Source organism: Candidatus Saganbacteria bacterium, from assembly GCA_016223245.1.
Taxonomy (GTDB): Bacteria; Margulisbacteria; WOR-1; order XYC2-FULL-46-14; family XYC2-FULL-37-10; genus JACRPL01.
Genome location: JACRPL010000005.1, coordinates 15129 through 39413, shown reverse-complemented (window position 1 = coordinate 39413; position 24285 = coordinate 15129). Strand labels below are relative to the sequence as shown.

Here is a 24285-nt window from a genome sequence, read left to right as displayed (position 1 = left end):
CCATGAAAATTGTTGTATGTATAAAACAAGTCCCCGATACAACCGATGTCAAGATCGATCCGGCCACAAATACCCTGGTCCGGGAAGGTGTCCCATCAATAGCTAACCCATACGATGTCCACGCCCTTGAAGAAGCTCTTTTATTAAAAGATAAATATGGAGCTTCCGTAATTGCTATCTGTATGGGCCCTCCGCAAGCAAAAGATGTCTTGCAAAAAGCATTATCACTCGGCGCAGATGACGCGATTTTATTAACGGACAGAAAATTTGCCGGCGCTGATACATTAGCCACGAGCTACGCGCTTTCCGGCGCAATAGATAAAATAAAGCCGGACCTCGTATTTTGTGGAAAACAGGCCATTGATGGAGATACCGCCCAAGTAGGGCCTGGGATCGCGACTCGTTTGAATATGACCCAGCTTACCTATGTATTACATGTTGACAGTATTGACCTTCAAAAGAAAGAAATAATTGTTGAGAGAAAATTGGAAGAGGGCATAGAAGTTGTTGCGGCGCCTTTTCCCGCATTACTTACGATACTTAAAGAATCAAACGAGATCCGATATGCCTCGCTTCCCAATCTAATGAAGGCAATTAGCCATGAAATTACAACATGGGACAAAAATATTTTGGGGCTTGATGAAAACATGTTAGGGCTCAAAGGATCTCCTACTTGGGTAGCAAAGATCTTCTCGCCGCCTCTAAAAAAATCAGTAAATGTGATCGAAGCAAACGAACAGCAAATCGGAAAAATCGTGAACGAGCTGGCGCCAATACTAAAATCGGAAGGGATAAAGTGCAATGTCTGACTTGGACCAATATCGCGGAGTATCCGTATTTATCGAGCAATCGCAAGGAAAGATCGCTTCAGTTGCATTTGAACTTCTTGGAGAAGGACGAAAGCTTGCCGATAAATTAGGCGTTCCTCTTTATGGATATTTACTCGGTGATCAGGTATTAAATTTAGCCACAGATATTATTGCGCATGGCGCCGATATTGTTTATGTTGTCAATGATCCAAAACTTAAAGATTATTTGACGGGAGCTTATGCGCAAGGGGTTCTCCAATTGGTTCAAAAATATAAACCTGAAATATTGCTTTTGGGCGCGACCACTATGGGAAGAGATCTTGGCGGAGCAGTTGCCACGCATTTAAAAACGGGGCTCACAGCCGACTGTACTGCCCTGGATATTGAAGAAGGATCCCGAAACCTAAAACAAACACGCCCCGCATTTGGCGGGAATATTATGGCTACAATCTTGACCCGGAACAATCGGCCGCAAATGTCGACAGTAAGGCCCAGGGTCATGAGAGCGATCGAAAAAGATCAAGATCGTAAAGGCCAAGTAATAACCGAAAAAGTTAATATAGAAAATATTTTGGCAAGGGTTGTAAGTTTTGCCTGCCAAGTAAAAACAGAAGCTCCGATCGAAGATGCGGAAATAATAGTCTCGGGTGGAGCGGGAGTTGGCGGCTCTAAAAACTTCGCAGTTCTTAAGGAATTAGCCGATCTATTAGGCGGAGTAATTGCAGGATCTCGAAAAGCTGCGGATGCAGGCTGGGTTCCAATGAGCTTGCAAGTAGGGCAGACCGGTAAAACTGTAAGGCCTAAAATATATTTTGCTTGCGGCATATCGGGCGCTATTCAGCATCTTGTCGGAATGCAGACATCGGATGTAATAGTTTCGATAAATAAAGACAAAGACGCCCCGATCCATAAAATAGCGACATATCCTATCGTCGGCGACTTGTTCGAAGTAGTCCCGATGTTCACTAAAATGTTCAAGGAGAGATTGAAGTGAAGAATATAATACCTGCGGCTAAACGTCGCGGTTATGGGGATGCTAACCGCGAGCCGTGCCTACCGGCAGGCAGGGTTTACTCGCTGGTTAGTTATTGGGAAAAATATGGAAACTAATCATTTTGACGCAATAATAGTCGGGGCAGGGCCTGCGGGAACGTCTACTGCGATAGTATTGGCCGACGCGGGGCTCAAGGTCGCGTTGATTGAGCGCGGGGAATTCCCGGGTTCAAAAAATGTTATGGGCGGGCAGATATACAGCAGGACGGTCAACGAAATTATCCCCGAATTCTGGAAAGATGCACCGTTAGAGCGATGTATAACCGAAAAAAGAATTTGGCTTTTGACTAAAGATTCCAAAGTATCGTTCTCGCATAAAAATCCGAAGTTCGGGGTTGCGCCTTACAATAGTTTTACTGTATTGCGAGCCAAGTTCGACAAATGGTTCGTCGGGAAAGCGATCGGAAAAGGCGTTTTTTACATTCCTGAAACTTTGGTTGAAGATGCCATAAGAGACGATAAGAAGAGGATAATTGGTGTGAAAACCGGAAGGGCGGATGGAGATCTTTTTGCGCCAGTCGTAGTCGCTGCTGACGGTGTGAATTCACTTTTGTCAAAAGCGGCCGGATTCCACCGCGAAATTGGGCCAGAAAATGTGGCTTTGGCTGTTAAAGAAATTATTGCAATGCCGGAAACACGCATTAAAGATCTTTTTGATCTTGAAGGCGATCAAGGTCTTACGATCGAGATCGCAGGAGCTATAACCAAAGGAATGGTTGGTGTTGGTTTTATCTACACAAATAAAAATACGATTTCGGTAGGTGTCGGGTGTATAGTTTCCGACTGGGTTAATTACAAAATAAGTCCTTATGACTTGATCGAAGAGATGAAGCACCATCCTGTTGTAAAACCCCTGGTTTCCGGAGGGCAGATTCGGGAATACTTGGCGCATTTGATCCCGGAAGGCGGTTTTAACGCTATTCCTCCATTATATAGCGATGGCTTTCTTGTTGTTGGCGATGCCGGTATGATGGTTAACGGCCTTCACCAAGAAGGATCGAATTTGGCGATGACTTCCGGGCGTCTCGCTGCAAAGGCTATTATTGAAGCCCATAAAAAAGGCGACTTTTCGGCGAGACAGCTTTCTTCCTATAAAAGATCTTTGGATAATAGCTATGTTATGGCCGATCTAAAAAAATATCGCAATAGTTACGCATATCTTGAAGGAAACCGGCAGCTTTTAACGACTTATCCCGAGATCATAAATGATGCCGCGACCGAATTTTTAACTGTCGACGGCGTATCGAAATGGAAAAAACAGAAGAAAATATTCGCTTCGACCCTGAAAAAGAGAAGCTTGCTTGGCTTGATGAAAGACGCATTTTCCGCATGGAGGGCTTTTGGGTAAGAAGAAAATTCTGTGAGATAAAACCAATTAAAATGCATAAGAAAGAATTATTGGCAATTATTAAGTCCGGTGAAAGTTCAAGAGTAGAATTCAAGTCGTCCTTAGCTAATCTTGATAGGTTGGGGGAAATCGCTTGTTCTTTCGCTAATTCCAAGGGGGGCGTCATTTTAATCGGCGTTTCTGATGACAGGCAAATCGTTGGGATTGATGTGGGGAGGCAAACCGTTGAACGGACAGTCGATGTTATTGTTGATAACTCTGACCCTAAAATATATCCCGAAGTAACCCCGATAGTTATCGGAGCCAAGCATATCATTGCTATTAAAGTCAATGAAAGCCATGACAAGCCTCATCTCTTTCAGGGGCGGGCGTTTATCCGCCTCGGTAAGAACGCCAAACCGATGAGCCGCAATGAGTATGAGCGGTTATTGATCAAAAGGAGCCGGATCGATGTTCAATACGATAGGGAAGAGTGTGCCGGCGCTAAATTGAATGATATCGATTGGCTTAAGGTTAAATGGTTTAAATCCGTTTATAAGAATTTTTCCGGGAAGTCCGTTTCATCCTCCGATCAAAAACTGCTGGAGGGTCTGGGTTGCGTTAAAAATAATCGAGTGCTAAACGGGGGAATGTTATTATTCGGCAAACAACCCGATAAATTTATTTCCCAGAATCAGATTACGATTGTCAGATACCCGGGGGAAAATGTTTCAGATCGTTACCTCGATATCAAGGACTTTTACGGCAATTTATTCGATCTGATAGATAAAGCCGATGACTATATCAAGGAACATATTCAGATATCTTCCCACCTTGTCCCTGGGCAGATCCCTCGCGAAGAGATCCCCGAATACCCTTTTTACGCCATCCGCGAACTAATAGTCAATGCGGTCGCGCATCGGGATTATTTTATTTCCGGCAGCAGGATAATCATCAAGATGTTCAAGGGTCGGATCGAATATAGCAGCCCCGGCGGACAAAGGATTGGTAGAGATGATCGGGCGAACGGGTAGATGGACATATCATCGTTTGAAGCGTTAATGAAGCGTTAATGAAGCGTACGAAAATATCGTACGGATGAAGATAGTTTAAAGGAGGAACGAATGAATCTCGAAGATAAATTATTCTTAGACAGGTACGTAGTTGATAAAAATCCGCATTTGAAAATAAAGGATCCTTCAAAATGCACGATGTGCGAAAAGAAAGCTTGCCTCTACACTTGCCCCGCGCAGGTTTATAAGCTTGAAGAAGGAAAAGTTTCCGTATCATACGAAGGGTGCCTCGAATGCGGGACATGCCGCATTATTTGCAGTGAAAATTTGGAGTGGAAATACCCTCGCGGCGGCTTCGGGATCGCTTATAAATTCGGTTGATTTAGCTTACACGAAAAATTCCTCTTGACAAATTTTTCTGTTAGTTTAATATTAAAGCAAGCTTTATGAAGGGGGCTTATATGAAAAAAATTGCGGTCTTGTTTTTTGTTTTTGTGTTTTCGCTTGTCTTGTTGTCCGAGGTAAACGCCATTTCCGCTTGGTCTAGAAAGTATGGCACCGATTGTTCGATGTGCCACTGGAAACAGAATAAGCTTAATTCGACCGGTAAAGATTTCTTAAGGCGCGGACATAGGCTTGCCGGCGAAGATTCTAAAACAAAAGACGGGGCTTGGGCAAACTTAAGCGATTATGTTTCTGTAACCCAAAAAATACGCGCGCAATACGAAAATACTGCATCAAACAGGCCTGGATTTTATGTTGAAGCCCTTTCATTATATGCGGGCGGACCGCTTGATAAAACCTACTCTTTCTTCTATGAGCAGTATTTGCATGAAAATAACAAGAGCGGAGCGGATAGGGAGAAGCTCGCGGAAGCGTACTTAATGGGAACTTTTGGCGACGATAAAGATTATAATACTTTCAGGATAGGCCAAGTTTCTCCATCAATGCTTCACCTTGCCGGAACAGGCGGAAGGCTTCCTATAAGCCGCCCATATGTCTTAGAGTCGGCAAGCTTTGCGGCAAATAATCCATATGCTCCAAGAGCCAGGCAGTATGGAATTGAATTTGCAGCAAACAGGGGAGATATGTTTGGCGCTTTGGGGATCGTAAATGGTACCGGCCATAAAAATATCAATCCCGCCGGAGACACGAATGGTGCAAAGGATATTTATTTGACAGTTGAGAAGGCTTTTGATGATAACGGAAGCAGCATAGGCCTTTATGGATATAACGGCGTTTGGTCCCTAAATCCGACAGATGCCGCGGCGCTTGGCATTGCAACAACATATCTTTCAACATCTGAAACAAATTTCACCCAATTGGGGTTGATCGGCAATTATACAAATTCTATCGTAAGTTTTGTCGGCGGAGCGCTTGTCGGCCAAAATTCACCCGTTGGCGGGACATCAATTAGCAATTTAGGCTATTATGTTGAAGCCGATCTGGCTATTGCGGAAAAAGCGGCTTTATTCGGAAGGTTTGACAATTGGGATGGGAATACCAATATTTCAAACGATGAAACCAGGCAGGTTGCCGCGGGGCTTTCCGTTGAACCAATGAAAGCCGGAAGAATAGCGCTTGAAGGGCTTGTAACCCAAACAATTGGCTCGGCGCCAACTACCAAGATCGTTTCCGAATTCCAATACATGTATTAATATTACAATATTGTATAATCTTATACAATATTGTATAAATTTGTGTTGTTTAAATGATCTTTTATGAGTAAATAGCTGTGGCATAAAACTTGCTGAAATAATATTATTTACTTATGAAATACAAAATATTTGCCTCAATATTGCTTTTTGTATCATTGGCTGCCAGTCGCATTCTTGCTATGGATGGGAAATTTGATGGTATCATGCTCGCGCAATATATGAACATCCCGGCATCAGGCGCCAGCGCTTTTGACATTACCAGGCTCTACCTTACTTATGCCGCTAAATTAAATAACGATCTTAAATTTCAATACACATCAGATCTAATCCGCGATACGGCGACAACCGGCGGGCGGCTCGATTTTTTTGCAAAGTTTGCTTTTTTGGAGATGTCAGATGGCCTTTTAGGCGGGCGGCTAAGAATGGGCTTGGTCCCCACGCCCTGGATCGGTTTTGAAGACGGGGTTTGGAGGTATCGGGTTCAGGGTTCAAGCTTTATCGACCGGATCGGGGCATTAAGCTCCGCCGATTTTGGGCTTAGCCTTGACGGCAAGATCGGAGAGCAACTCGAGTATCACGGGGTAATTGTAAACGGCGCCGGCTTTAAGAGCGCGGAGACAGACGAGTCGAAGCGCCTGGAGGTCAGGCTGACGGGTAAGCCTGATAATAATGTGATGGTTTCGGGTTTTGTTTCCAAAGATTATTGGAGCGATTCCCCTGACAAACCGCGGGATCGCTATATTGCCCAGCTGGCTTATAGAGATCAAAATATCAGTGTGGCAGGAGACTACCTGATCGCTGCCGGATCTTCTGCCGCCGGCAAGAACGGCATCGGCTACTCGATCTTTGGCTCTTTAAAATCGGAGCTATTTTCCGATTTACCAAAAGGTTACGCGCTGATCGTCCGGCTTGACCAATATGATCCGGACACATCAGCGGGCGGCGATGCCGGAACCCGCTACATTGCCGGGGTGGCTTATGAGCTGGCCAAAGGGACGCTGATACTCTTTGATATTGACCGCTATCGGACAGAGAGCGGAGCGGGGAACAGCACAAGCGTCAATGCTCATCTGCAAGTGAAATTCTAATGGGGGAGGAAATGAGAAAAATATTCTCGGTAGTTATTCTCGTTTTGGCGGCATTTTGTTTTCCGGCGTTGAGCCAGGAGGCGATCGATCAGAAAAGTTGTTTTACCTGCCACAGCGAAATCAAAAATCTATGGAGCCAAGGGAAACATAAAACTGCCGGGCTTCCCTGTGCCGACTGCCATGGTAATTTACAAAAGCATCTGGTCGCGTCCGGGAACAAGCCGGAGACAAAACTTGATCCGAACAATTGCGGCCGCTGCCATGCCAACCAGTTTGAGAGTTTCTTTAAGGTCAATCTAAAAAAAACAGCGCGTGATGAAAAGTCTCAGCTGACCGGGCGGGCGCCTAATCCATTTTGGGATAAATTGATGATGGGGCATGGCTTTACCAAAGAGCATAATTCGCCGCGCAGCCATGCGTACATGCTGATAGACCACCTGGTTGTAGACAGGTCTTATGGAGGGCGGTTCCAGCCAAAGGATGGTTTTCAATATGTGACGGCCAAAACGCCGGTCAAGACCTGGGACCTGCTCGAAAATAAGTATCCCGGCACCAGCGAGAATAAAGCCTTCTTGCCGGAAACAGCGCCTGCGGCCAACCCAACCTGTTTGCAGTGCAAAACTTCGGACAGCATTTTGAAATGGAAATATATGGGAGAGAAAGACCCGCGGGCAAAATGGGATCGAACGTCGAATGTTGTTGAGTACGCGCAGGATCTGCAAAATGTGGTCGGCTGCATTCAGTGCCACGATCCCCACGCGACCAAGCCGCGGATCGTCCGCGATGCCTTGATCCAGGCGTTGACCAGAAAAGAGAAGGATACTCTCTGGCATAAAGATGAGGGGAAAACGGGAATAAAAGTCGTCGATTTCCGTGATTTCAGAAAGATAGCCATCCTGGATAAATACGACGCAAAACTGCAATGCGGGCAGTGCCACGTGGAATATAACTGCAATCCCGGGATCGATCTTAAAAGCGGTGGGAAAGTCGGTTTTGAAGATATCCGTACGAACCATTTTCCGCTCAAGGATGTCTTCAATATCTACGAACATTATAATAAACTTGGGTTCCGTGATTTTATGCATACTTTGACCGGCGGGCTTTTGTTCAAGGCGCAACATCCGGAGACGGAAGTTTTCTGGAATTCCCGGCATGACAAAGCCGGTGTCAATTGTAATGATTGCCATATGCCGCGGGTTAAAGGGAAAAACGGCCAGGAATTCACTTCACACTGGCAGACCAGCCCGCGCAATTACATTAAAGAAACCTGTTTGAAATGCCATTCGGAGTGGACGCCGCAGGAAGCAGTCTATGCCATTGATTCGATCAAAAATCATGTCAGAGGAAAAATGCGTAAAGCCGAGTTCTGGCTGGGAAATTTGATCGATAAGATTGTTGAAGCAAAGAAGATAAATGTCGACGCTGAAACGATCGCCAAAGCGCAGGAGCAGCACCAGAAAGCCCACATCCTTTGGGAATGGTGGACAGCCGAGAATTCTGACGGCTTCCACAATCCTGATCAAGCTAAAGCTTCGCTGACCAAGTCAGTTGAGGAAGCAAAAAAGGGGATCGAGCTGCTCAATAAAGCAATGGCGCGCTGAAGAAATAATTAGTCTCTAAAATATGGTATAATTACATCTTCTTATGCCTAAAAGCTACTATCCCATCAACTTGGATATTGAAAATAAGTTGTGTGTTGTCATTGGGGGAGGCGATGTCGCCGAACGCAAAGTCAAAACCCTGCTTCAATTTGGAGGCAAAGTTTCAGTTATTTCTCCGAGATTCATGCCGGGCCTTATGCTTCTGTCCAAAGCTAAAAAAATTAAACTTATTAAACAAAAATATAATAAGGGCGGCATAAAAGGCGCGATACTTGTAATTGCCGCGACAAATAACCGAAAATTGAATCGTGCTATTTACAAGGATGCAACAAAAGCCCATATATTAGTTAATATCGTCGATAACCCAAAGCTTTGTTCATTTATTGCTCCCGCTATCGTCAAGAGAGGGTCTTTGGTCGTATCAATTTCCACATCAGGGCAGGCACCTGCTTTTGCGAAAGCTTTGAGAATTAAATTAGAGGATATTATCCCTCCACAGTTCGCTAAATTAACAGAAGAACTCGGGAATTTAAGGAGAAAAAAACGTGCAGCTTAGGGTTGTCGGTTTGAACCACAAGACAGCTCCCGTAGAAGTACGCGAAAAAATCGCAATACCTTCAAACCGCTTGAAAGAAGCGATGACTTATTTTCAAAATGCCGCCGAGGTCAAAGGAAATGGAATTGTCATAATTTCCACCTGCAATAGGACGGAGCTCTACTCTGTGGGGCATGATTTTGATGCTTTGATAGTATTTATCGAAAATTATTTTAAGATATGGTTTTCGGAGATCGAAAAATATATTTATAAATATTCGGGGCCAAAGGCGATAGAACATTTAATGCGCGTCGCATCGGGACTTGATTCAATGATAGTTGGCGAGGGCCAGGTCTTGGGCCAAGTGAAAGATTCGTATCAAGCGGCATTGGAGCTAAAAACTACTAATTCTCTTTTAAGCACCGTCTTTAATCGCGCGATAAATTCAGGGAAACGGAGCCGCACAGAAACACAGATCACAAGAGGCGCCGTATCGGTCGGGTCCGCGGCGGTTGAGCTTGCCCGCAAGATATTTGGAGACTTGGAATTAAGACAGGTACTGATTATCGGCGCAGGGAAGATGAGCGAGGTAGCGGCATCGCTTCTGAAATCTAAAGTCGTTTTTGTGGCCAACAGGACATATTCTAGGGCGGAAGAATTGGCAAAAAAGATCGGCGGCAATGCGGTAAAATTCGACGAACTAGATAAATATTTGGAGACATGCGATATCGTCATTTCTTCAACCGGTTCATCCCATTACATAATAAACAGGACGCGAATCCAAAATGTATTGCATAAAAGAGGGAACAATCCTTTGTTTTTAATTGATATCGCGGTACCACGAGATATAGATCCGCAAATAGGGGAGTTGTCTTCCGTGTATCTGTATGATATTGATGATTTGAATTCTATCGCCGCCGAAAACCTTAGGGCGCGCCAATCCGAGATACCGAAAGTCGAAATGATAATTTCAGAAGAAAAAGAGAACGTAATAAAATGGCAAAAAAGATCTCGATCGGAACACGCGGAAGCCGTCTTGCAATAGCTCAATCGAGCATCGTTGCTGATGAACTATCCAAAAAATTCAAGTATATCAAATTTGAGCTTAAGATTATTAAGACTAAAGGGGATATGATCCTTAATGTGCCTCTGTCAAAGATCGGAGGAAAGGGATTATTCGTGAAAGAGATCGAACAGGCTTTATTGAAGCATAAGATCGATCTTGCAGTTCATAGTTTGAAAGATCTTCCAACAGATACGCCGAAAAAACTTATGATCGCGGCGGTGACTAAGAGAGAGGATCCTAGGGACGTTATTATTTCGAGGGGCACGGGGCAAGGGGCAAGGATCAAAAAAATCGGAACAAGCAGTTTGCGAAGAAAAGCGCAACTGCTTGCCAAATGGCCGGATCTGGATGTTGTAGATATCAGAGGCAATCTTGATACAAGAATAAGAAAGATGGACGAGCTTGGTCTTGATGCGATCGTTGTAGCGTATGCTGGAATTAAAAGATTAAAATTGGAAGTTGGAAGTTGGAAGTTTCGAATTGCGAAAATTCCGTTTTCGTGGATGTTACCTGCTTCTGGACAGGGAGCCGTTGCAATAGAGTGCAGAAGCGATGACGAGGAAACGATCGGATTGCTTAAGAAACTGAATCATCCGTTAACTGAAATAACCACTCGCGCAGAACGCGCGTTGCTTTTTGCACTAGGCGGCGGATGCCAGGTTCCAATTGGCGCATTCGCTGTTGTTCGAGGCAATAAAATAATCTTGGATGGTGTTGTTGCAAAAACAGATGGTAAGAAAGTTATTCGAGCTAAGTTGTCCGGACCAAAGAATGATCCTGAAAAGATCGGGACAAGACTAGCTGCAAAGCTAATTAAAATGGGAGCTAATAAGATTTTGGGAACCTGCGAATGAATTCGCGGTTCCCATTAAAAAAACAGCAGAATTAATTCTGCTGTTTTTCAGTCCAAACCGAGAATTTATTCTCAGATTTGACTAAAAGGAGATTGTTGATGAAGGGCAAAGTCTATCTTATAGGAGCAGGCCCCGGTGATCCCGGATTGTTTACTGTTAAAGGAATTGAAGCGCTTGGTAAGTGTGATGTCGTGATATACGACTATCTTGTCAACCCATCTCTATTAAGATATGTAAAAGATGATGCCGAATTGATCTGCGGGGATAAAAAAGGAACCAGGACAAAAGACGGTTTTATAATTAATCAAAACACTATTAACGATCTTATAATTCGTTTTGCTAAACAAGGAAAGAATGTCGCACGGCTCAAGAGCGGAGACCCTTTTGTTTTTGGCCGGGGCGGGGAAGAAGCCGAGCTCTGTGTTAAAAATAAGATCCAATTCGAAATTGTGCCGGGAATAACCGCGGCAATGGGACTCGCATACGCTGGATTCCCTTTAACGCACAGAAAGTATGCGTCATCAGTTAGTCTTATAACAGGGCACGAAGACCCAACCAAGGAAATTACATCGATCGATTGGAAGAATTTATCTTATATGGGCACTTTGGTTTTCTATATGGGAGTTGAAAATCTTTCCAAGATAATTGCAAAGCTTGTTGAAAATGGAATTGATAAAAATACCAAAGTCGCTCTTGTCGAGTGGGTAACATTCGGTAAACAGCGAACGATCGTTGGCGATATTAGAGACATCGTAAACAAAGCCAAAAAGGCGAAAGTCGAAGCACCTGCATTGATCGTCGTGGGCAACGTAATAAATCTTCGAAAAGAATTGAATTGGTTTGAAAAGAAACCGCTTTTCGGCAAGACGGTCCTAGTAACAAGGACTTCAGCACAAGCCGGATCTCTTTCATCAAAATTACTTAATCTTGGTGCTTATGTTGTCGAATTCCCGACAATTGATATCAAGCCTATTAAAGATCTATCAAAGCTTGATCAAGCGATCAGTGATCTTAAATCTTACGATTGGCTGATCTTTACCTCTACAAACGGGGTCGACCATTTCTTCAAGAGAATAATTGAAAAAAAGCTAGATGCAAAAGTTTTGGCCCATATAAAAATTGGCGCCATCGGACCTGCAACTTCTAAGCAATTGAGCCGATATAATATTAAGGCCGATTATGTGCCGAAAGTATTTGTCGGAGAAGGCGTTGTCGCCGGATTTCCTGGATCTTTGAAAAACAAAAATGTGTTGATACCGAGAGCCCAAGTTGCTCGCGATGTTATCGAAGTTTCGATGGAAAAAAAAGGAGCAAAAGTCGATATTGTTCCGGTTTATAGGACAGTTTCCGCAAAACCTAAAGCTTGGACGCCATTTATGGTAGAGCAAATGCTAAAAGATGAAAAGATCGACATCATTACTTTTACAAGTTCATCGACTGTCGATAATTTTTTTAAGATCATTGATAAAAGAAAAGTAAAAAAGGTCAAATTGGCATCGATCGGGCCAATTACTTCAAAAACCATACGATCGAAGGGATTAAAAGTGGGGGTTCAGGCGAAAGTTTTTACGATAGACGGGTTAATTAGGTCAATATCATGATAGATATCACAAAATTATACTGCGACAGAGAAACGGAGAACGACGCCCTAAGATATGGAGAGGGAAAAGGTGCTACAAAGACCGCTTTGGAGCGACGACCTGTTGTTGTTTGGAATTCGACAAGGTCTTGCAATCTTCGATGCATCCACTGCTATACGGATTCCGAGAATAAAAAATATTCTGATGAACTCACTACCTCGGAAGCCAAGGCCATGATCGATGATCTTTCTGAATTTAAAATTCCAGCTTTGCTTTTTTCCGGCGGAGAACCTCTTGTCCGTGCGGATGTTTTAGAGCTTGCACAATATGCCAGGGACAAAGGCATTCGTCCAACACTTTCGACCAACGGGAATTTAATAAACAATGAAATGGCCAAGAAAATAAAAGATTCCGGCTTTACCTATGTTGGAATTTCTTTGGATGGGCTTGAAGAAGTGAACGATAAATTTAGGGGAGTCAAAGGCGCCTTTGCCCGCTCCCTCCAAGGCTTCCGCAATTTAAAAGAAGTTGGCCAAAAAGTCGGCCTTCGAATGACCCTGACCAAACATAATACAAAGGACCTTGATCGAATTTTTGATTTTATCAAGAAAGAAGAAATTGACAGGGTATGTTTTTATCATTTGGTATATTCGGGCCGAGGGCGCGGGATATCCGATGATGATCTAAGCCATAAAGATTCCAGAAAAGCGCTTGATACTATAATGAAGAGGACAAAAGAATTTTATCAGCGCGGAATTCCTTTGGATGTATTGACCGTGGATAACCATGCGGACGGAATTTATCTATATCTTAAACTTCTTGAAGATGACCCATATCGTGCAGAGAAAGTCATGAAGCTCCTCAAATGGAACGGGGGAGGCCGATGGAGCTCGGGAGTTGGCATTGGTGATATAGATTTTAAAGGTGATGTTCATGCAGACCAATTTTGGTCCCACTATTCTTTTGGAAACGTTAAAAAGAGAAAATTTTCAGATATTTGGATGGATACAAGCGATCCATTGATGGCAGGGCTTAAAGATAGGCTTCCACTTCTTGAAGGCCGTTGTGGTAAATGCAAATGGCAGGAAGCTTGCGGAGGAGCTCTGAGAGTTAGGGCCGACCTTGTGTACCACAATCCATGGGCGGAAGATCCAGGATGTTATCTAACTGATGAGGAGATCGGCATTGCATAATTTTACTCCAAGATTAATATTCTTTGAATTGACAAATCGCTGCAATTTATCTTGTATCCATTGCAGGGCGTCAGCTTTAAAAACGGCATCGCCCGATGAAATGACAACAAAACAAGTTTTTAAATTCATCGATGATGTGGCGGCTTTCGCCAAGCCAATTTTTGTTTTAACCGGCGGCGAACCTCTTTATAGGCCGGATATTTATGAGATCATTTCCCATACTGTAAAATCGGGATGCATTGCAGCTCTTGCAACGAATGGTACGATGGTTGATAAATCTGTTGCACAAAAAATTAAAGATGCCGGTGTTACTCGAGTGTCAATTAGCCTTGATGGATCGAACGCAAGAACACATGACAGCTTCAGGATGCAGGATGGTGCTTTTGATCTCGCGATCCAGGGTATGAAAAATTTACAGAAAGTTGGCGTGCCGGTGCAAATAAATACCACAGTTACAAACCATAATCTTTCAGAAATCCCCGATATCTACAATTTAGCTCTCAAGCTCGGCGCTGTTGCTTTCCATCTGTTTCTTTTGGTCCCGGTTGGATGCGGCCTCACTATCGCAAAAGAAAAAGAGATATCACCTACCGAATACGAAGAAATACTAAATTGGTTCTATGAGAGGGAAGAAGAAGGAAAGATCGAGTTAAAAGCGACCTGCGCTCCTCATTATTACAGGATAAGGCTTCAAAAGGCAAAAGCTGCGGAAAAAACTCTACATCCAAGCCGCGGCTGTCTTGCCGGATCCGCCGTTTGTTTTGTGTCGCACAAAGGCGACGTTCAGCCTTGCGGGTATTTACCAGTCAAAGCCGGCAATGTTCTCAAAGAAAACTTTAAAGATATTTGGGACAGATCGAAATTGTTTGCAGACCTTCGCGACCCGAATTTGCTCAAGGGCAAATGCGGCGATTGCGAATATAAAGTGATATGCGAAGGGTGCCGAGCGAGAGCTTACGCCGCTTGCGGCGATTATTTGGAAGAAGAACCTTTCTGTACATATATTCCCAAATTAAAAGTATGATCGATCAAATAGACAAAAACATTTTAAACGAGCTTCAGTTTAATTTCCCCATCGTGGAAAAACCTTTTAAAGAAATAGCCGATCGCATCGGGATATCCGAAGATGAAGTTCTCACAAGAGTTTCCGATCTAAAAAAAGATTATATTATAAGAAGAATCGGTCCTACTTTTGAAGGAAGCAAACTTGGATATGTGAATGCTCTTGTTGCGGCCAAGGCGCCTGAAGATAAATTGGATGAGATAGGGCAATATGTCGCGGGATTTGAAGAAGTGACCCACGATTATTCAAGAGATCACGAATTTAATCTTTGGTTCACATTAACTTGCAAGAGTGTCGAACGCATGGATGAGATAATAGCTCAAATCGAAAAGAAATATGGCGATATTTGTGTGTTTCTGCTTCCCGCTACAAAAAAATTCAAGATCAACGCGAGGTTTGAGCTGTGAATCTGATAAAAATATTACAGAACGACTTTCCTATAATTTCAAAACCATTTAAGGCGATGGCAAAGGCTTCAGGTATACCAGAAAGCGAACTATTGGCAAATATCAAAGATCTAAAAAACTGCGGGACTATCAGGAAATTTGGAGCTATACTTAAGCATCAGAAGGCCGGATTTTCGAGCAATGCGATGGTGGTTTTTGATGTGCCCGACGAAAAAGTGGATGAGCTTGGTAAAAAGCTCTCATCCTTTAAAGAAGTCTCACACTGTTATGAGCGGCCAAGATTCCCGGGGTTCAATTATAATCTGTATGCGATGACCCATGGCAAAAGCAAAGGTGAACTTATGGATTCTGTCAAAAAAATATCGGAAAATATTGGGATTCCAGGGTTTAATATACTCTGGAGCATAAAAGAATATAAAAAATCGAGTCCTAAATTTTCATGAGAACAAAAAGATCGGAAGAATTATTTAAGGAAGCCGAGAGATACTTGCCGGGTGGAGTGGACAGTCCCGTCCGCGCGTTCAAATCCGTTGGCGGCTCGCCATTGTTCATAACAAAGGGAAAAGGCTCAAAGATATTTGATGTGGACGGCAACAAATATATAGATTGTGTCGGGTCATGGGGCCCGCTTATTTTAGGCCACTCTCATCCTAAGATATTATCGGTCGTAAAAAAGGTTTTGTCCGACGGCACAAGTTTTGGCGCCCCGTGTGAGTCTGAAATATCGTTGGCTAAACTCATTAAAGAAGCCTTTCCGTCAATTGAATTGGTACGCATGGTAAATTCAGGGACCGAAGCCGTCATGAGCGCTATTCGATCGGCAAGAGGATATACGAAGCGGGATAAGATCATCAAATTTGAAGGGTGTTACCACGGGCACACGGACTCTATGCTTGTTAAAGCCGGATCCGGTCTTGCGACCTTTGGCCAGCCAAATAGTCTTGGGATCACAAAAGGCACGGCAGCGGATACTATAGTCTTGCCATTCAACGATCTTGAAGCAGTTGAAAAGGCTCTTAAAGAGATCGGAAATGATATCGCGGCTCTGATAATTGAGCCGATCCCGGGGAATATGGGCGTTGTGCTCCCAAGGGCAGGATATCTCCAAGGATTAAGGGATCTAACTACAAAGTATGGGATCGTTCTTATTTTTGATGAAGTTATAACAGGCTTTAGGGCGGCATTTGGCGGTGCGCAGGAATTATATGGAATTAAAGCTGATCTTACATGTCTTGGAAAAATCATCGGCGGGGGATTCCCGGTCGGCGCTTTTGGCGGGGAAAAAGAAATTATGGAAAATTTGGCGCCTCTTGGCGGAGTTTATCAAGCCGGGACATTATCGGGTAATCCTATTGCAATGGCGGCTGGAATTGAAATGCTGAAGCAATTAAAAAACAAAAAAATATATAAAAAACTTGAAAGATCCGGTCAAAAATTGGAAACGGGCCTTAAGAAGATACTGATCGAGTCCGGGGAAAAGTACACAATAAATAGGGTAGGGTCGCTTCTGACTTTATTTTTTACTGAAAAGCCGGTCGTCGATTATCAAAGTGCGTCAAAGTCAGATGCGGGAAAATTTAAAAAATTCTTCTGGTCAATGCTTAATAATGGGATATATTTACCGCCGTCGCAATATGAAGCTTGGTTCTTATCTTTGGCGCACAGTGATCAAGATATCGCTAAAGTGCTTGCGGCAGTAAAGATATCTATCTAAATACATTTTTCCTCGTGTATAATAACTAAAGTATGGCAAGATATCACAATCTGGCTATCCCGGATATAGAAAAAAAACTGCATACAAGCTCTAAGAGAGGTCTTGCGGATGTTGAAGCAAAGAAGCGGCTCTTGGAATTTGGCCCGAACGAACTTGAAGAGAAAGAACAAATAAATCCCTTTGCCATTTTTATAAGGCAATTCAGCGATTTTATCATATGGGTTCTTGTTGCAGCAGCGGCAGTTTCCGGGATCTTGAATGAATGGGTCGACGCGATTGCAATTATTGTAATAGTCGTTCTAAACGCATTCTTGGGATTTTTCCAGGAATATCGAGCCGAAAAGTCGCTTGCCGCGCTAAAAAAATTATCAAGTCCAACTTCGAAAGTAATTCGCAGCGGCCAACATTTGGCCATTAACTCATCGGACCTTGTACAGGGAGACTTGATCGAGCTTGATGCCGGGGATAATATTCCGGCTGATGCAAGGCTTTCGTATATAAGCCTTAATTTTAAAACTTCCGAAGCGAGCCTTACAGGCGAGTCGACGCCGGTTGATAAGACAATACTCGATCTTAAAGGCGAAGCTGTTCCTTTGGCAGAGCGGACAAATATGGTTTATATGGGGACATCAGTCGCGGCCGGGCGCGGCAGAGCTATTATTTGCAGGACAGGAATGCACACAGAACTCGGCCGAATAGCCGGAATGATCCAAAATATTAAAAAAGAACTAACCCCATTACAAAAAAGACTGGAGAGCTTCGGAAAATTTATCGTCTATGCATGCTTTATACTTGTAGCAATAATCTTTCTTATGGAGTTTTGGCGCGGAGGGGAGATACTTCCGATATTTCTAACGGCTGTAAGCCTTGCCGTGGCCGCTATCCCCGAAGGCCTTCCGGCGGTTGTTACTATTTCTCTTGCCCTAGGGGTTTCTCGCTTGGTTTCACGGCATGTGCTTATAAGAAAGCTGCCGTCTGTTGAAACGCTGGGATCGACAACGGTTATCTGCTCTGATAAAACGGGGACGCTAACAAAGAATGAAATGACGGTCCAGGAGGTATATTCCGATGACGAAATAAAAGCTCTAAATTGCGGCGTCCTATGCAATGGCGCGCAATTGGTTTCGGGAAAAATCGTTGGAGACCCGACGGAGGGCGCGATCCTTGTTTATGCCGAAAAAAAAGGGATAAGCAAAGGGGCGCTGGAACTTGAATATCCATTTGTTGCAGAGATCCCTTTTGATCCAGTAAGAAAAAGGATGACAATTATACGCAGGGAAGGGGGCAAGTATATTGCGTTTGTAAAAGGCGCACCGGATATGCTTGTCGATATTTGCGCATTGGACGCACAAGCCAAAGCAAAAATACTAAACGCGAACATTGATTTTGCGAACAACGCTATGAGGGTTTTGGGTGTAGCTTATAAAACATTTGATGTGTTGCCGACTATGAACGAAGCCGAAATTGTCGAGCGGGATCTTGAGTTCCTGGGATTGATCGCGATGATAGATCCTCCGCGTCCCGAAGTTAAGGCCGCGATTAAAGAATGCAGAACCGCCGGGATCAGCACTATTATGATAACCGGCGATCATAAGAACACAGCAGTTGCCATTGGCCGCGAGCTTGGCATAACCGAAGTTTATGCCCGAGTATCGCCTGAAGATAAGCTGAATATTATCCGCGATCTCCATAAACGAGGAGAGATAGTTGCAATGACGGGGGATGGTGTAAATGACGCCCCAGCCCTAAAAGAATCGGATATTGGAATAGCGATGGGGATCACAAGCACCGATGTAACAAAAGAAGTCGCGGATATGGTCATAACCGACGATAATTTTGCTTCTATAGTAACCGCCGTAAAAGAGGGAAGAGGGATCTTCGATAATATCAAGAAATTTATACACTATCTATTGTCCTGCAACATTGGCGAGATAATGGTAATGTTTTGCGCTTCGCTTATAGGCTGGCCTATACCTCTGATACCGATCCAAATATTGTGGGTAAATATTGTGACGGACGGCTTGCCGGCGCTTGCTTTGGGTGTTGATCCATTATTACCGGACGTTATGCAAAAGCCTCCGCGTCCACGAGATGAAGGAGTTATTACAAAAGAGCTTGGAATATTGATGTTGATACAAGGCGCTATAATCGCATTATGCAGTTTGTCGGCGTTCGCATTCGTATTATTTATTGAAAAAGAAGGCCTTGGCCGCGCGAGGACATGCGCATTTATGGTGCTTGCGATCAGCCAATTATTCCATTCTTTCAATTGTAGGAGCAACAAGCTGTCGGTATTTAAGCTTGGTATATTTTCAAATATGAACTTGATCTATGCATTCATTGTTTCTTTATCCCTTCAGGTTTCGATAATCTATATGCCTTTTTTCCAATCGGTCTTTAAGACCGAATATTTAGGCCTTAATGATTGGGGTTTGGTTATATTGATATCCTCTATGCCTTTATGGGTGATGGAATTATATAAGTTAGCCATTAACTCACCCCCTTCCCCCTCTCTTAGAAAGAGAGGGGGTATTGAGAATAATAATGCGCAGAAGATTAGATGATCTAATTAAAGAAACGATTCGAAGGCTTAGAAGAAATCAAACCGAGTGTGAGACAAAGCTTTGGAAATTATTGAAGAATAGAAAAGTAATCGGTAAGAAGTTTTTACGCCAGCACCCAATAATTTTTAAATATAATGGGAAAAATAGGTTTTTGATAGCGGATTTTTATTGCCACGAAGCAAGGCTTATTATCGAAATAGATGGGTCAATACATGAAAAGCAAAAAGAATATGACGAAACAAGAGAGGATGTTTTGAAAAGTTTAGGATTGAGTGTCATTCGTTTTACCAATGATCTGGTTGGAAAAAATATTGAGAAAGTCCTCTCAGAAATAAAAATTAATATCTGAAGAATTTGGGCAGTCCCATCTCTTCTTAAGAGAGGGGATTTAGGGGTGAGTTGAGGAGATAAATAAGGCTTGACTGCACCTATTATTTGCTCCAAAATATAATGAGACTGGTTAGCAACTCGAAAACCAGCGACTAAATCCCGATGTGGGAATCGGGACAAGCGTCGCGGTTTCCTCGTAGATTTTAGGAGCCGCGAGCCGTGCCTACTGGCAGGCAGGGTTCACTCGCAGGTTCCTAACTAGTCTCATAATATCCGGAGGGCTCAATGAGGATAGCTTTGACTGTTGCAGTTCTTCTTGTATTTTGTTCTCTTATTGTCATTTCATGCCAAAACACCAGTGCATATAACACGGAAACAACTACGACCACGTCGGCTGCTGCGGCAACTACTACACTACAGACAGGCGCAACAGCATCTATTAATATTGCGGGGTCGGCATTCAGCCCAGGCTCGCTTACAATAACCGCTGAAACAACTGTTATTTGGACGAATAACGATGCAGCTGTCCACACGGCGACCAGCACAAACGGACCGGCAAGTTTTGATTCTGGAAATATATCAAATGGCGGGACATACTCGCATAAATTCACAACTGTCGGCACATATAGCTATCGATGCAATATCCATACGACAATGACCGGAACGGTGATCGTAGAATGATGAATACAAAGAGATCCATTTATCTAGATCACATGGCCAATACTCCTGTGGATGCGCGTGTCGTTGACGCGATGATGCCGCATCTTAGGGAAACATACGGCAATCCTCTAAATGTCCATGATTTTGGAGGGAAAACCGCGGATGCGATAGAAGAAGCCCGTTCAAAGGCCGCAAACATGATCGGGGCGATCCCAAAAGAAATGATCTTCACTTCATGCGGGACAGAGTCAAATAATCTTGCAGTAAGAGGAATTGCAAAAGCTTACGAAAAAAAAGGCAAGCATATCATTTCATCTCAAATAGAGCATTTTTCTGTTCTATACGTCCTGCAGGAATTGGAGAAAGAAGGATTTAGCGTCACATATCTTCCTGTGGATAAAGATGGGATGATAGATCCTGACTCTGTATCAAAAGCAATTACTTCTCAAACGACTTTAATAACGCTTACGCATGCAAGCAATGAGATCGGGACTATCGAGCCCATTAAAGAAATAGGGGCAAGCTTGCGGCGAGCGGAGTCGAGCAGGGTCAAGGGGCAGGGTGTTATATTTCATATCGATGCCGTGCAGACCGCGGGAACGATTCCCGTGAATGTAAATGAACTTGGAGTTGACGCATTAACAATTTCACCAAATCAATTTTACGGGCCAACAGGGATAGCGGCTCTATATTTGAGGAAAGGCACAAGGATCGTCCCTCAACTTAGAGGCGGCACGCAGGAAGAAGGAAAGCGTTCGGGGACTAACAATATCCCTGGGATTATCGGCATGGGAAAAGCGTGCGAGCTTGCTGTTTTGGAAATGGTGGATAGGGGAAAAAAGCTTATTCCGATGCGAGATAGGCTTTTTGCCGGATTGCTTGAAAAACTCGAGGACTTTTTTATTACAGGACATAGGACCAATAGGCTGCCGGGGCATGTGAGCGGGTGTGTCAAATTTATCGAGGGAGAATCTATGTCAATGTTCCTTAATATGGATGGGATTGCGGTAGCAACGGGGTCCGCCTGCATGTCAAAAACCCTAAAATCTTCTCATGTATTGTTAGCTATTGGGGTCAATCCCGAAAATATCCACGGGTCGCTTGTTTTTTCGTTCGGTAATGATAATATACCCGAGGACGTTGATTATGTATTGGAAAAGCTGCCTCCGATCGTGAATAGGTTGCGGGAAATGTCTCCGTTATACAGAAAAGGGAGCAAATAATGGAAAAGAATAAATTTAATATCATAGTATTCTCCGGTGATATGGACAAAGTATTGGCTGCGTTTATTTTAGCAACAACAGCAGCTTCTATGGGAATGGAAGTTAAAATGTTCTTCACTTTCTGGGGACTGAACGTATTAAGAAAGAAAAAACTTACCAGCGGCAAGAATATCCTCCAAAAAATGATGAATTTCTTGAACAAGGGTGGATCAGATAGGCTTCCTTTATCCAAATTCAACATGATGGGGATGGGGCCTGCCATGATGAAGATCATGATGAAGCAATCTAAAGTGCCTAGCATTGATGAATTCGTAAAAATGTCAAAAAAGATGGGCATTAAAATGGTCGCCTGTACGACGACTTTCAGCTTCATGGGATTCGATAAAGATGACTTTGTCGAAGAGCTGGATTCGTTTTCCGGGGCCGCGACATATCTTTCGGATGCGATCGAAGGCAAGATAAGCTACTTTATTTAACGGAGGATTTATCATGGAAGCTGATGTAAAATTGGATTGTTTCGGGCTTTTATGCCCAATGCCTATAATTGAAACGGCTAATAAGGTCAAAGAAATCAGGATAGGGCAGATATTAGAGGTCGCATCGACCGATGAAGGCTTAAAAACCGACATGCCCGCTTGGTGTAAAGTTACCGGTCAGGAATTTTTGGGCGTTTCGGAAAAAGACGGCGAATATTTCGCCTATTTAAGGAAAATTAAATAAGGAGGTGAAATGACATGATGATGTGCTTAGGTTCGACTTTAATATTGATCTCAATACTTGGTTTTGCTTATATTCTATATACATTTGCAAGCAAAGAATCCGGATCAATTAAATTGATCGGAACTATCCTTGCCGCGATAATAGCCATCTTGGCCATAGTTCTGCTTGTTTACGGTGGAATGAATAAGGGTGCGATGAGGTATAAATGCGATATGGGAATGGGCGGAATGATGAAGCATGATGGAATGAAGATGGATGGAATGATGGGTAAAGATATGAAAGGCTGTCCGGTGATGAAAGATAAGATGCCGATGAAGAAGTAGGGGCTAACTCACCCCCTCCCTCACTTTGTTCGGGTTTCCCCCTCTCTTATTAAGAGAGGGGGATTAAGGGGGTGAGTTAAATATATTCATCCCTCTTTCCCGAATCGATCCTCGAGAAGATCTCCGATAATTGTTTTAAGCTTTTGTCGTCGAGTCCTTCTTTTTGTTTATCGATGAGCTTATATCCTTCGCGCCTGACATTGTCGGACGCAAAATCATCAAGATATTCTTTGAGGGTCACAAGCGCGTTGATACTGCATTGATGGGCGATAAGGCCTGGTTTTGCCAGGCTCATGAATTTCTTGCCGGTCCTTTCCTTCCTGTAGCAGGCCGCGCAGAAGCTTGGGATAAATCCTTTCTCCAATAGCGATCCCATGACTTCATCCAAACATCTTTTGTCATTTGTCGAAAATTGGGTGTTTTTTTCTTCGCTATCCGAATATCCGCCTGGAGATGTCTTTGACTCGGCGCTGATCTGCGATATGCCAAGTGAAAATAGTTCATCCCGCAAGGAAGCAGTTTCTCTGGTCGACAATATTATGCCTGTATACGGGACGGACAATCTTAAAACAGCCACGATCTTTTTAAAATCGTCGTCTAAAACTTTATATGGGACATTAACGCTAAAGTCGGATCCTATCGCAGGCTCGATCCTTGGGACAGAGATCGTATGGGGGCCAAAATTGAACTTTTTTTCAAGGGCTTCGATGTGGCAAAGTATCGCGAGCGTCTCGAACTTATGATCATATAATCCATAAAGAACCCCGATACCTACATCGTCGATCCCCGCTTTTATCGCGCGTTCGATCGCGTCCAACCTGTTTTCCGGATCGCTTTTAGGGCCGCTCGGATGGACTTTCTTGTATGTTCCCTCGTGATAGGTCTCTTGGAAGAGCTGAAAGGTCCCGATACCTGCGGATTTCAGCTTTTTAAATTCTTCGATATTTAGCGGAGCGCAATTGATGTTCACGCGCCTAATGCTGTTGCCGCTTTGTTTAACGGAATATATCGCTTCGATCGATTCGACATAGAAATCTATATTTGACTTGCCTTTTGGCGCGGCTTCGCCGGCGACTGCAAGGATCCTTTTGTGCCCACGGCTTAAAAGATAGGCAACTTGCTCTTTTATTTCATCCGTTGTTAGGGCCTTCCTGTCAATTTTGCTATTATCCGACCTGAAAGAACAATAGAGGCAATTGTTTTTGCAGAGATTGCTTATATATAGAGGGGCAAAAATTACTACCCTTTTGCCGTATATCTTGTCTTTGACATAGTGCGCAGCATCCAATATCTTTTTTATTTGCGATGAGTTCTTTTCTGCCAGCAGGATCGCGGATTCGGAAAGCGTTAGCCTTTGAAGCGACTTACTTTTACTTAGTATCCCATCGATCTTATCTGCTCCAGCAGAAGATGCGGCATTAAGAAGCGTACCGATCCTTTTTTCGTCTATATATTTCATAAAAGTTGCTAACTCACCCCCTTAATCCCCCTCTCTTAATAAGAG

25 protein-coding genes are annotated in these 24285 nt (G+C 43.5%); 24 read left to right on the top strand and 1 reads right to left on the bottom strand.

Annotated elements, in window-relative coordinates; all coding sequences use genetic code 11:
- The first annotated feature begins 2 nt into the window (after positions 1-2).
- The 24 genes from HZC34_01500 (at position 3) to HZC34_01385 (ending at position 22781) form a co-directional block, all read left to right on the top strand.
- The gene (locus HZC34_01500; protein ID MBI5700504.1) at positions 3-809 is read left to right on the top strand and encodes an electron transfer flavoprotein subunit beta/FixA family protein; all 807 of its coding nucleotides are present in this window, start codon (positions 3-5) and stop codon (positions 807-809) included.
- Complete coding sequence (locus HZC34_01495; GenBank protein ID MBI5700503.1) at positions 802-1803, top strand: electron transfer flavoprotein subunit alpha/FixB family protein; 1002 nt, start codon at positions 802-804, stop codon at positions 1801-1803. The genes HZC34_01500 and HZC34_01495 overlap by 8 nt, the downstream gene beginning before the upstream one ends.
- 105 nt (positions 1804-1908) lie before the next feature.
- On the top strand, positions 1909-3210 hold the full coding sequence (locus HZC34_01490; GenBank protein ID MBI5700502.1) for an FAD-dependent monooxygenase: 1302 nt from the start codon (positions 1909-1911) through the stop codon (positions 3208-3210).
- The gene (locus tag HZC34_01485) at positions 3111-4223 is read left to right on the top strand and encodes a putative DNA binding domain-containing protein (GenBank protein MBI5700501.1); all 1113 of its coding nucleotides are present in this window, start codon (positions 3111-3113) and stop codon (positions 4221-4223) included. The genes HZC34_01490 and HZC34_01485 overlap by 100 nt, the downstream gene beginning before the upstream one ends.
- Before the next feature lie 90 nt (positions 4224-4313).
- Positions 4314-4583 (top strand): ferredoxin family protein, encoded by a 270-nt coding sequence (locus HZC34_01480; protein ID MBI5700500.1) that lies wholly within the window; start codon positions 4314-4316, stop codon positions 4581-4583.
- A gap of 80 nt (positions 4584-4663) precedes the next feature.
- Positions 4664-5860 (top strand): hypothetical protein, encoded by a 1197-nt coding sequence (locus HZC34_01475; protein ID MBI5700499.1) that lies wholly within the window; start codon positions 4664-4666, stop codon positions 5858-5860.
- Between the two features lie 113 nt (positions 5861-5973).
- Positions 5974-6948, top strand: a complete 975-nt coding sequence (locus HZC34_01470; GenBank protein MBI5700498.1) for a hypothetical protein — start codon at positions 5974-5976, stop codon at positions 6946-6948.
- Between the two features lie 11 nt (positions 6949-6959).
- Complete coding sequence (locus HZC34_01465; protein MBI5700497.1) at positions 6960-8549, top strand: ammonia-forming cytochrome c nitrite reductase subunit c552; 1590 nt, start codon at positions 6960-6962, stop codon at positions 8547-8549.
- Between the two features lie 43 nt (positions 8550-8592).
- Positions 8593-9105 carry a bifunctional precorrin-2 dehydrogenase/sirohydrochlorin ferrochelatase gene (locus HZC34_01460; protein ID MBI5700496.1) on the top strand — a complete coding sequence of 171 codons (513 nt, stop codon included), beginning with the start codon at positions 8593-8595 and terminating at the stop codon, positions 9103-9105.
- The gene (locus HZC34_01455) at positions 9095-10129 is read left to right on the top strand and encodes a glutamyl-tRNA reductase (protein MBI5700495.1); all 1035 of its coding nucleotides are present in this window, start codon (positions 9095-9097) and stop codon (positions 10127-10129) included. Before HZC34_01460 ends, HZC34_01455 begins: the two co-directional genes overlap by 11 nt.
- Positions 10081-11004: a hydroxymethylbilane synthase gene (hemC, locus tag HZC34_01450; protein MBI5700494.1), complete on the top strand. Its 924-nt coding sequence runs from the start codon at positions 10081-10083 to the stop codon at positions 11002-11004. The genes HZC34_01455 and hemC overlap by 49 nt, the downstream gene beginning before the upstream one ends.
- Before the next feature lie 95 nt (positions 11005-11099).
- A complete protein-coding gene (gene cobA, locus HZC34_01445; protein MBI5700493.1) occupies positions 11100-12605 on the top strand; it encodes a uroporphyrinogen-III C-methyltransferase in 1506 nt (501 codons plus the stop codon).
- The gene (locus tag HZC34_01440) at positions 12602-13777 is read left to right on the top strand and encodes a radical SAM protein (GenBank protein ID MBI5700492.1); all 1176 of its coding nucleotides are present in this window, start codon (positions 12602-12604) and stop codon (positions 13775-13777) included. The genes cobA and HZC34_01440 overlap by 4 nt, the downstream gene beginning before the upstream one ends.
- Positions 13755-14801: a radical SAM protein gene (locus HZC34_01435; GenBank protein MBI5700491.1), complete on the top strand. Its 1047-nt coding sequence runs from the start codon at positions 13755-13757 to the stop codon at positions 14799-14801. Before HZC34_01440 ends, HZC34_01435 begins: the two co-directional genes overlap by 23 nt.
- Positions 14798-15247 carry an Lrp/AsnC family transcriptional regulator gene (locus HZC34_01430; GenBank protein MBI5700490.1) on the top strand — a complete coding sequence of 150 codons (450 nt, stop codon included), beginning with the start codon at positions 14798-14800 and terminating at the stop codon, positions 15245-15247. Before HZC34_01435 ends, HZC34_01430 begins: the two co-directional genes overlap by 4 nt.
- Positions 15244-15690 (top strand): Lrp/AsnC family transcriptional regulator, encoded by a 447-nt coding sequence (locus tag HZC34_01425; GenBank protein MBI5700489.1) that lies wholly within the window; start codon positions 15244-15246, stop codon positions 15688-15690. The genes HZC34_01430 and HZC34_01425 overlap by 4 nt, the downstream gene beginning before the upstream one ends.
- Positions 15687-16961 carry a glutamate-1-semialdehyde 2,1-aminomutase gene (hemL, locus tag HZC34_01420; protein MBI5700488.1) on the top strand — a complete coding sequence of 425 codons (1275 nt, stop codon included), beginning with the start codon at positions 15687-15689 and terminating at the stop codon, positions 16959-16961. The genes HZC34_01425 and hemL overlap by 4 nt, the downstream gene beginning before the upstream one ends.
- A 32-nt stretch (positions 16962-16993) precedes the next feature.
- Entirely contained in the window at positions 16994-19525 is a 2532-nt protein-coding gene (locus HZC34_01415; protein MBI5700487.1) for a cation-translocating P-type ATPase, read from the top strand.
- Positions 19506-19874, top strand: coding sequence for an endonuclease domain-containing protein (locus tag HZC34_01410; GenBank protein MBI5700486.1), 369 nt, complete (start codon positions 19506-19508; stop codon positions 19872-19874). Before HZC34_01415 ends, HZC34_01410 begins: the two co-directional genes overlap by 20 nt.
- 266 nt (positions 19875-20140) lie before the next feature.
- Positions 20141-20536: a cupredoxin domain-containing protein gene (locus HZC34_01405; protein ID MBI5700485.1), complete on the top strand. Its 396-nt coding sequence runs from the start codon at positions 20141-20143 to the stop codon at positions 20534-20536.
- Positions 20536-21738: a cysteine desulfurase gene (locus HZC34_01400; GenBank protein MBI5700484.1), complete on the top strand. Its 1203-nt coding sequence runs from the start codon at positions 20536-20538 to the stop codon at positions 21736-21738. Before HZC34_01405 ends, HZC34_01400 begins: the two co-directional genes overlap by 1 nt.
- Positions 21738-22214, top strand: a complete 477-nt coding sequence (locus HZC34_01395; GenBank protein MBI5700483.1) for a DsrE/DsrF/DrsH-like family protein — start codon at positions 21738-21740, stop codon at positions 22212-22214. The genes HZC34_01400 and HZC34_01395 overlap by 1 nt, the downstream gene beginning before the upstream one ends.
- A gap of 13 nt (positions 22215-22227) precedes the next feature.
- Complete coding sequence (locus tag HZC34_01390; protein ID MBI5700482.1) at positions 22228-22458, top strand: sulfurtransferase TusA family protein; 231 nt, start codon at positions 22228-22230, stop codon at positions 22456-22458.
- Between the two features lie 14 nt (positions 22459-22472).
- On the top strand, positions 22473-22781 hold the full coding sequence (locus HZC34_01385; GenBank protein MBI5700481.1) for a hypothetical protein: 309 nt from the start codon (positions 22473-22475) through the stop codon (positions 22779-22781).
- 76 nt (positions 22782-22857) lie between these two features.
- Here the strand turns inward: HZC34_01385 and hydG are convergent, their stop codons facing one another.
- Positions 22858-24240, bottom strand: a complete 1383-nt coding sequence (gene hydG / locus HZC34_01380; protein MBI5700480.1) for a [FeFe] hydrogenase H-cluster radical SAM maturase HydG — start codon at positions 24238-24240, stop codon at positions 22858-22860.
- Between the last annotated feature and the right edge of the window lie 45 nt (positions 24241-24285).

Bases quoted from the DNA above. Each gene is read 5' to 3' on its own strand.
- HZC34_01500 (MBI5700504.1), top strand. From the start codon at position 3: ATGAAAATTGTTGTATGTATAAAACAAGTCCCCGATACAACCGATGTC.
- HZC34_01495 (MBI5700503.1), top strand. From the start codon at position 802: ATGTCTGACTTGGACCAATATCGCGGAGTATCCGTATTTATCGAGCAA.
- HZC34_01490 (MBI5700502.1), top strand. From the start codon at position 1,909: ATGGAAACTAATCATTTTGACGCAATAATAGTCGGGGCAGGGCCTGCG.
- HZC34_01485 (MBI5700501.1), top strand. From the start codon at position 3,111: ATGGAAAAAACAGAAGAAAATATTCGCTTCGACCCTGAAAAAGAGAAG.
- HZC34_01480 (MBI5700500.1), top strand. From the start codon at position 4,314: ATGAATCTCGAAGATAAATTATTCTTAGACAGGTACGTAGTTGATAAA.
- HZC34_01475 (MBI5700499.1), top strand. From the start codon at position 4,664: ATGAAAAAAATTGCGGTCTTGTTTTTTGTTTTTGTGTTTTCGCTTGTC.
- HZC34_01470 (MBI5700498.1), top strand. From the start codon at position 5,974: ATGAAATACAAAATATTTGCCTCAATATTGCTTTTTGTATCATTGGCT.
- HZC34_01465 (MBI5700497.1), top strand. From the start codon at position 6,960: ATGAGAAAAATATTCTCGGTAGTTATTCTCGTTTTGGCGGCATTTTGT.
- HZC34_01460 (MBI5700496.1), top strand. From the start codon at position 8,593: ATGCCTAAAAGCTACTATCCCATCAACTTGGATATTGAAAATAAGTTG.
- hemC (MBI5700494.1), top strand. From the start codon at position 10,081: ATGGCAAAAAAGATCTCGATCGGAACACGCGGAAGCCGTCTTGCAATA.
- HZC34_01440 (MBI5700492.1), top strand. From the start codon at position 12,602: ATGATAGATATCACAAAATTATACTGCGACAGAGAAACGGAGAACGAC.
- HZC34_01435 (MBI5700491.1), top strand. From the start codon at position 13,755: ATGAGGAGATCGGCATTGCATAATTTTACTCCAAGATTAATATTCTTT.
- HZC34_01430 (MBI5700490.1), top strand. From the start codon at position 14,798: ATGATCGATCAAATAGACAAAAACATTTTAAACGAGCTTCAGTTTAAT.
- hemL (MBI5700488.1), top strand. From the start codon at position 15,687: ATGAGAACAAAAAGATCGGAAGAATTATTTAAGGAAGCCGAGAGATAC.
- HZC34_01415 (MBI5700487.1), top strand. From the start codon at position 16,994: ATGGCAAGATATCACAATCTGGCTATCCCGGATATAGAAAAAAAACTG.
- HZC34_01410 (MBI5700486.1), top strand. From the start codon at position 19,506: ATGCGCAGAAGATTAGATGATCTAATTAAAGAAACGATTCGAAGGCTT.
- HZC34_01405 (MBI5700485.1), top strand. From the start codon at position 20,141: ATGAGGATAGCTTTGACTGTTGCAGTTCTTCTTGTATTTTGTTCTCTT.
- HZC34_01400 (MBI5700484.1), top strand. From the start codon at position 20,536: ATGAATACAAAGAGATCCATTTATCTAGATCACATGGCCAATACTCCT.
- HZC34_01395 (MBI5700483.1), top strand. From the start codon at position 21,738: ATGGAAAAGAATAAATTTAATATCATAGTATTCTCCGGTGATATGGAC.
- HZC34_01390 (MBI5700482.1), top strand. From the start codon at position 22,228: ATGGAAGCTGATGTAAAATTGGATTGTTTCGGGCTTTTATGCCCAATG.
- HZC34_01385 (MBI5700481.1), top strand. From the start codon at position 22,473: ATGATGATGTGCTTAGGTTCGACTTTAATATTGATCTCAATACTTGGT.
- hydG (MBI5700480.1), bottom strand. From the start codon at position 24,240: ATGAAATATATAGACGAAAAAAGGATCGGTACGCTTCTTAATGCCGCA.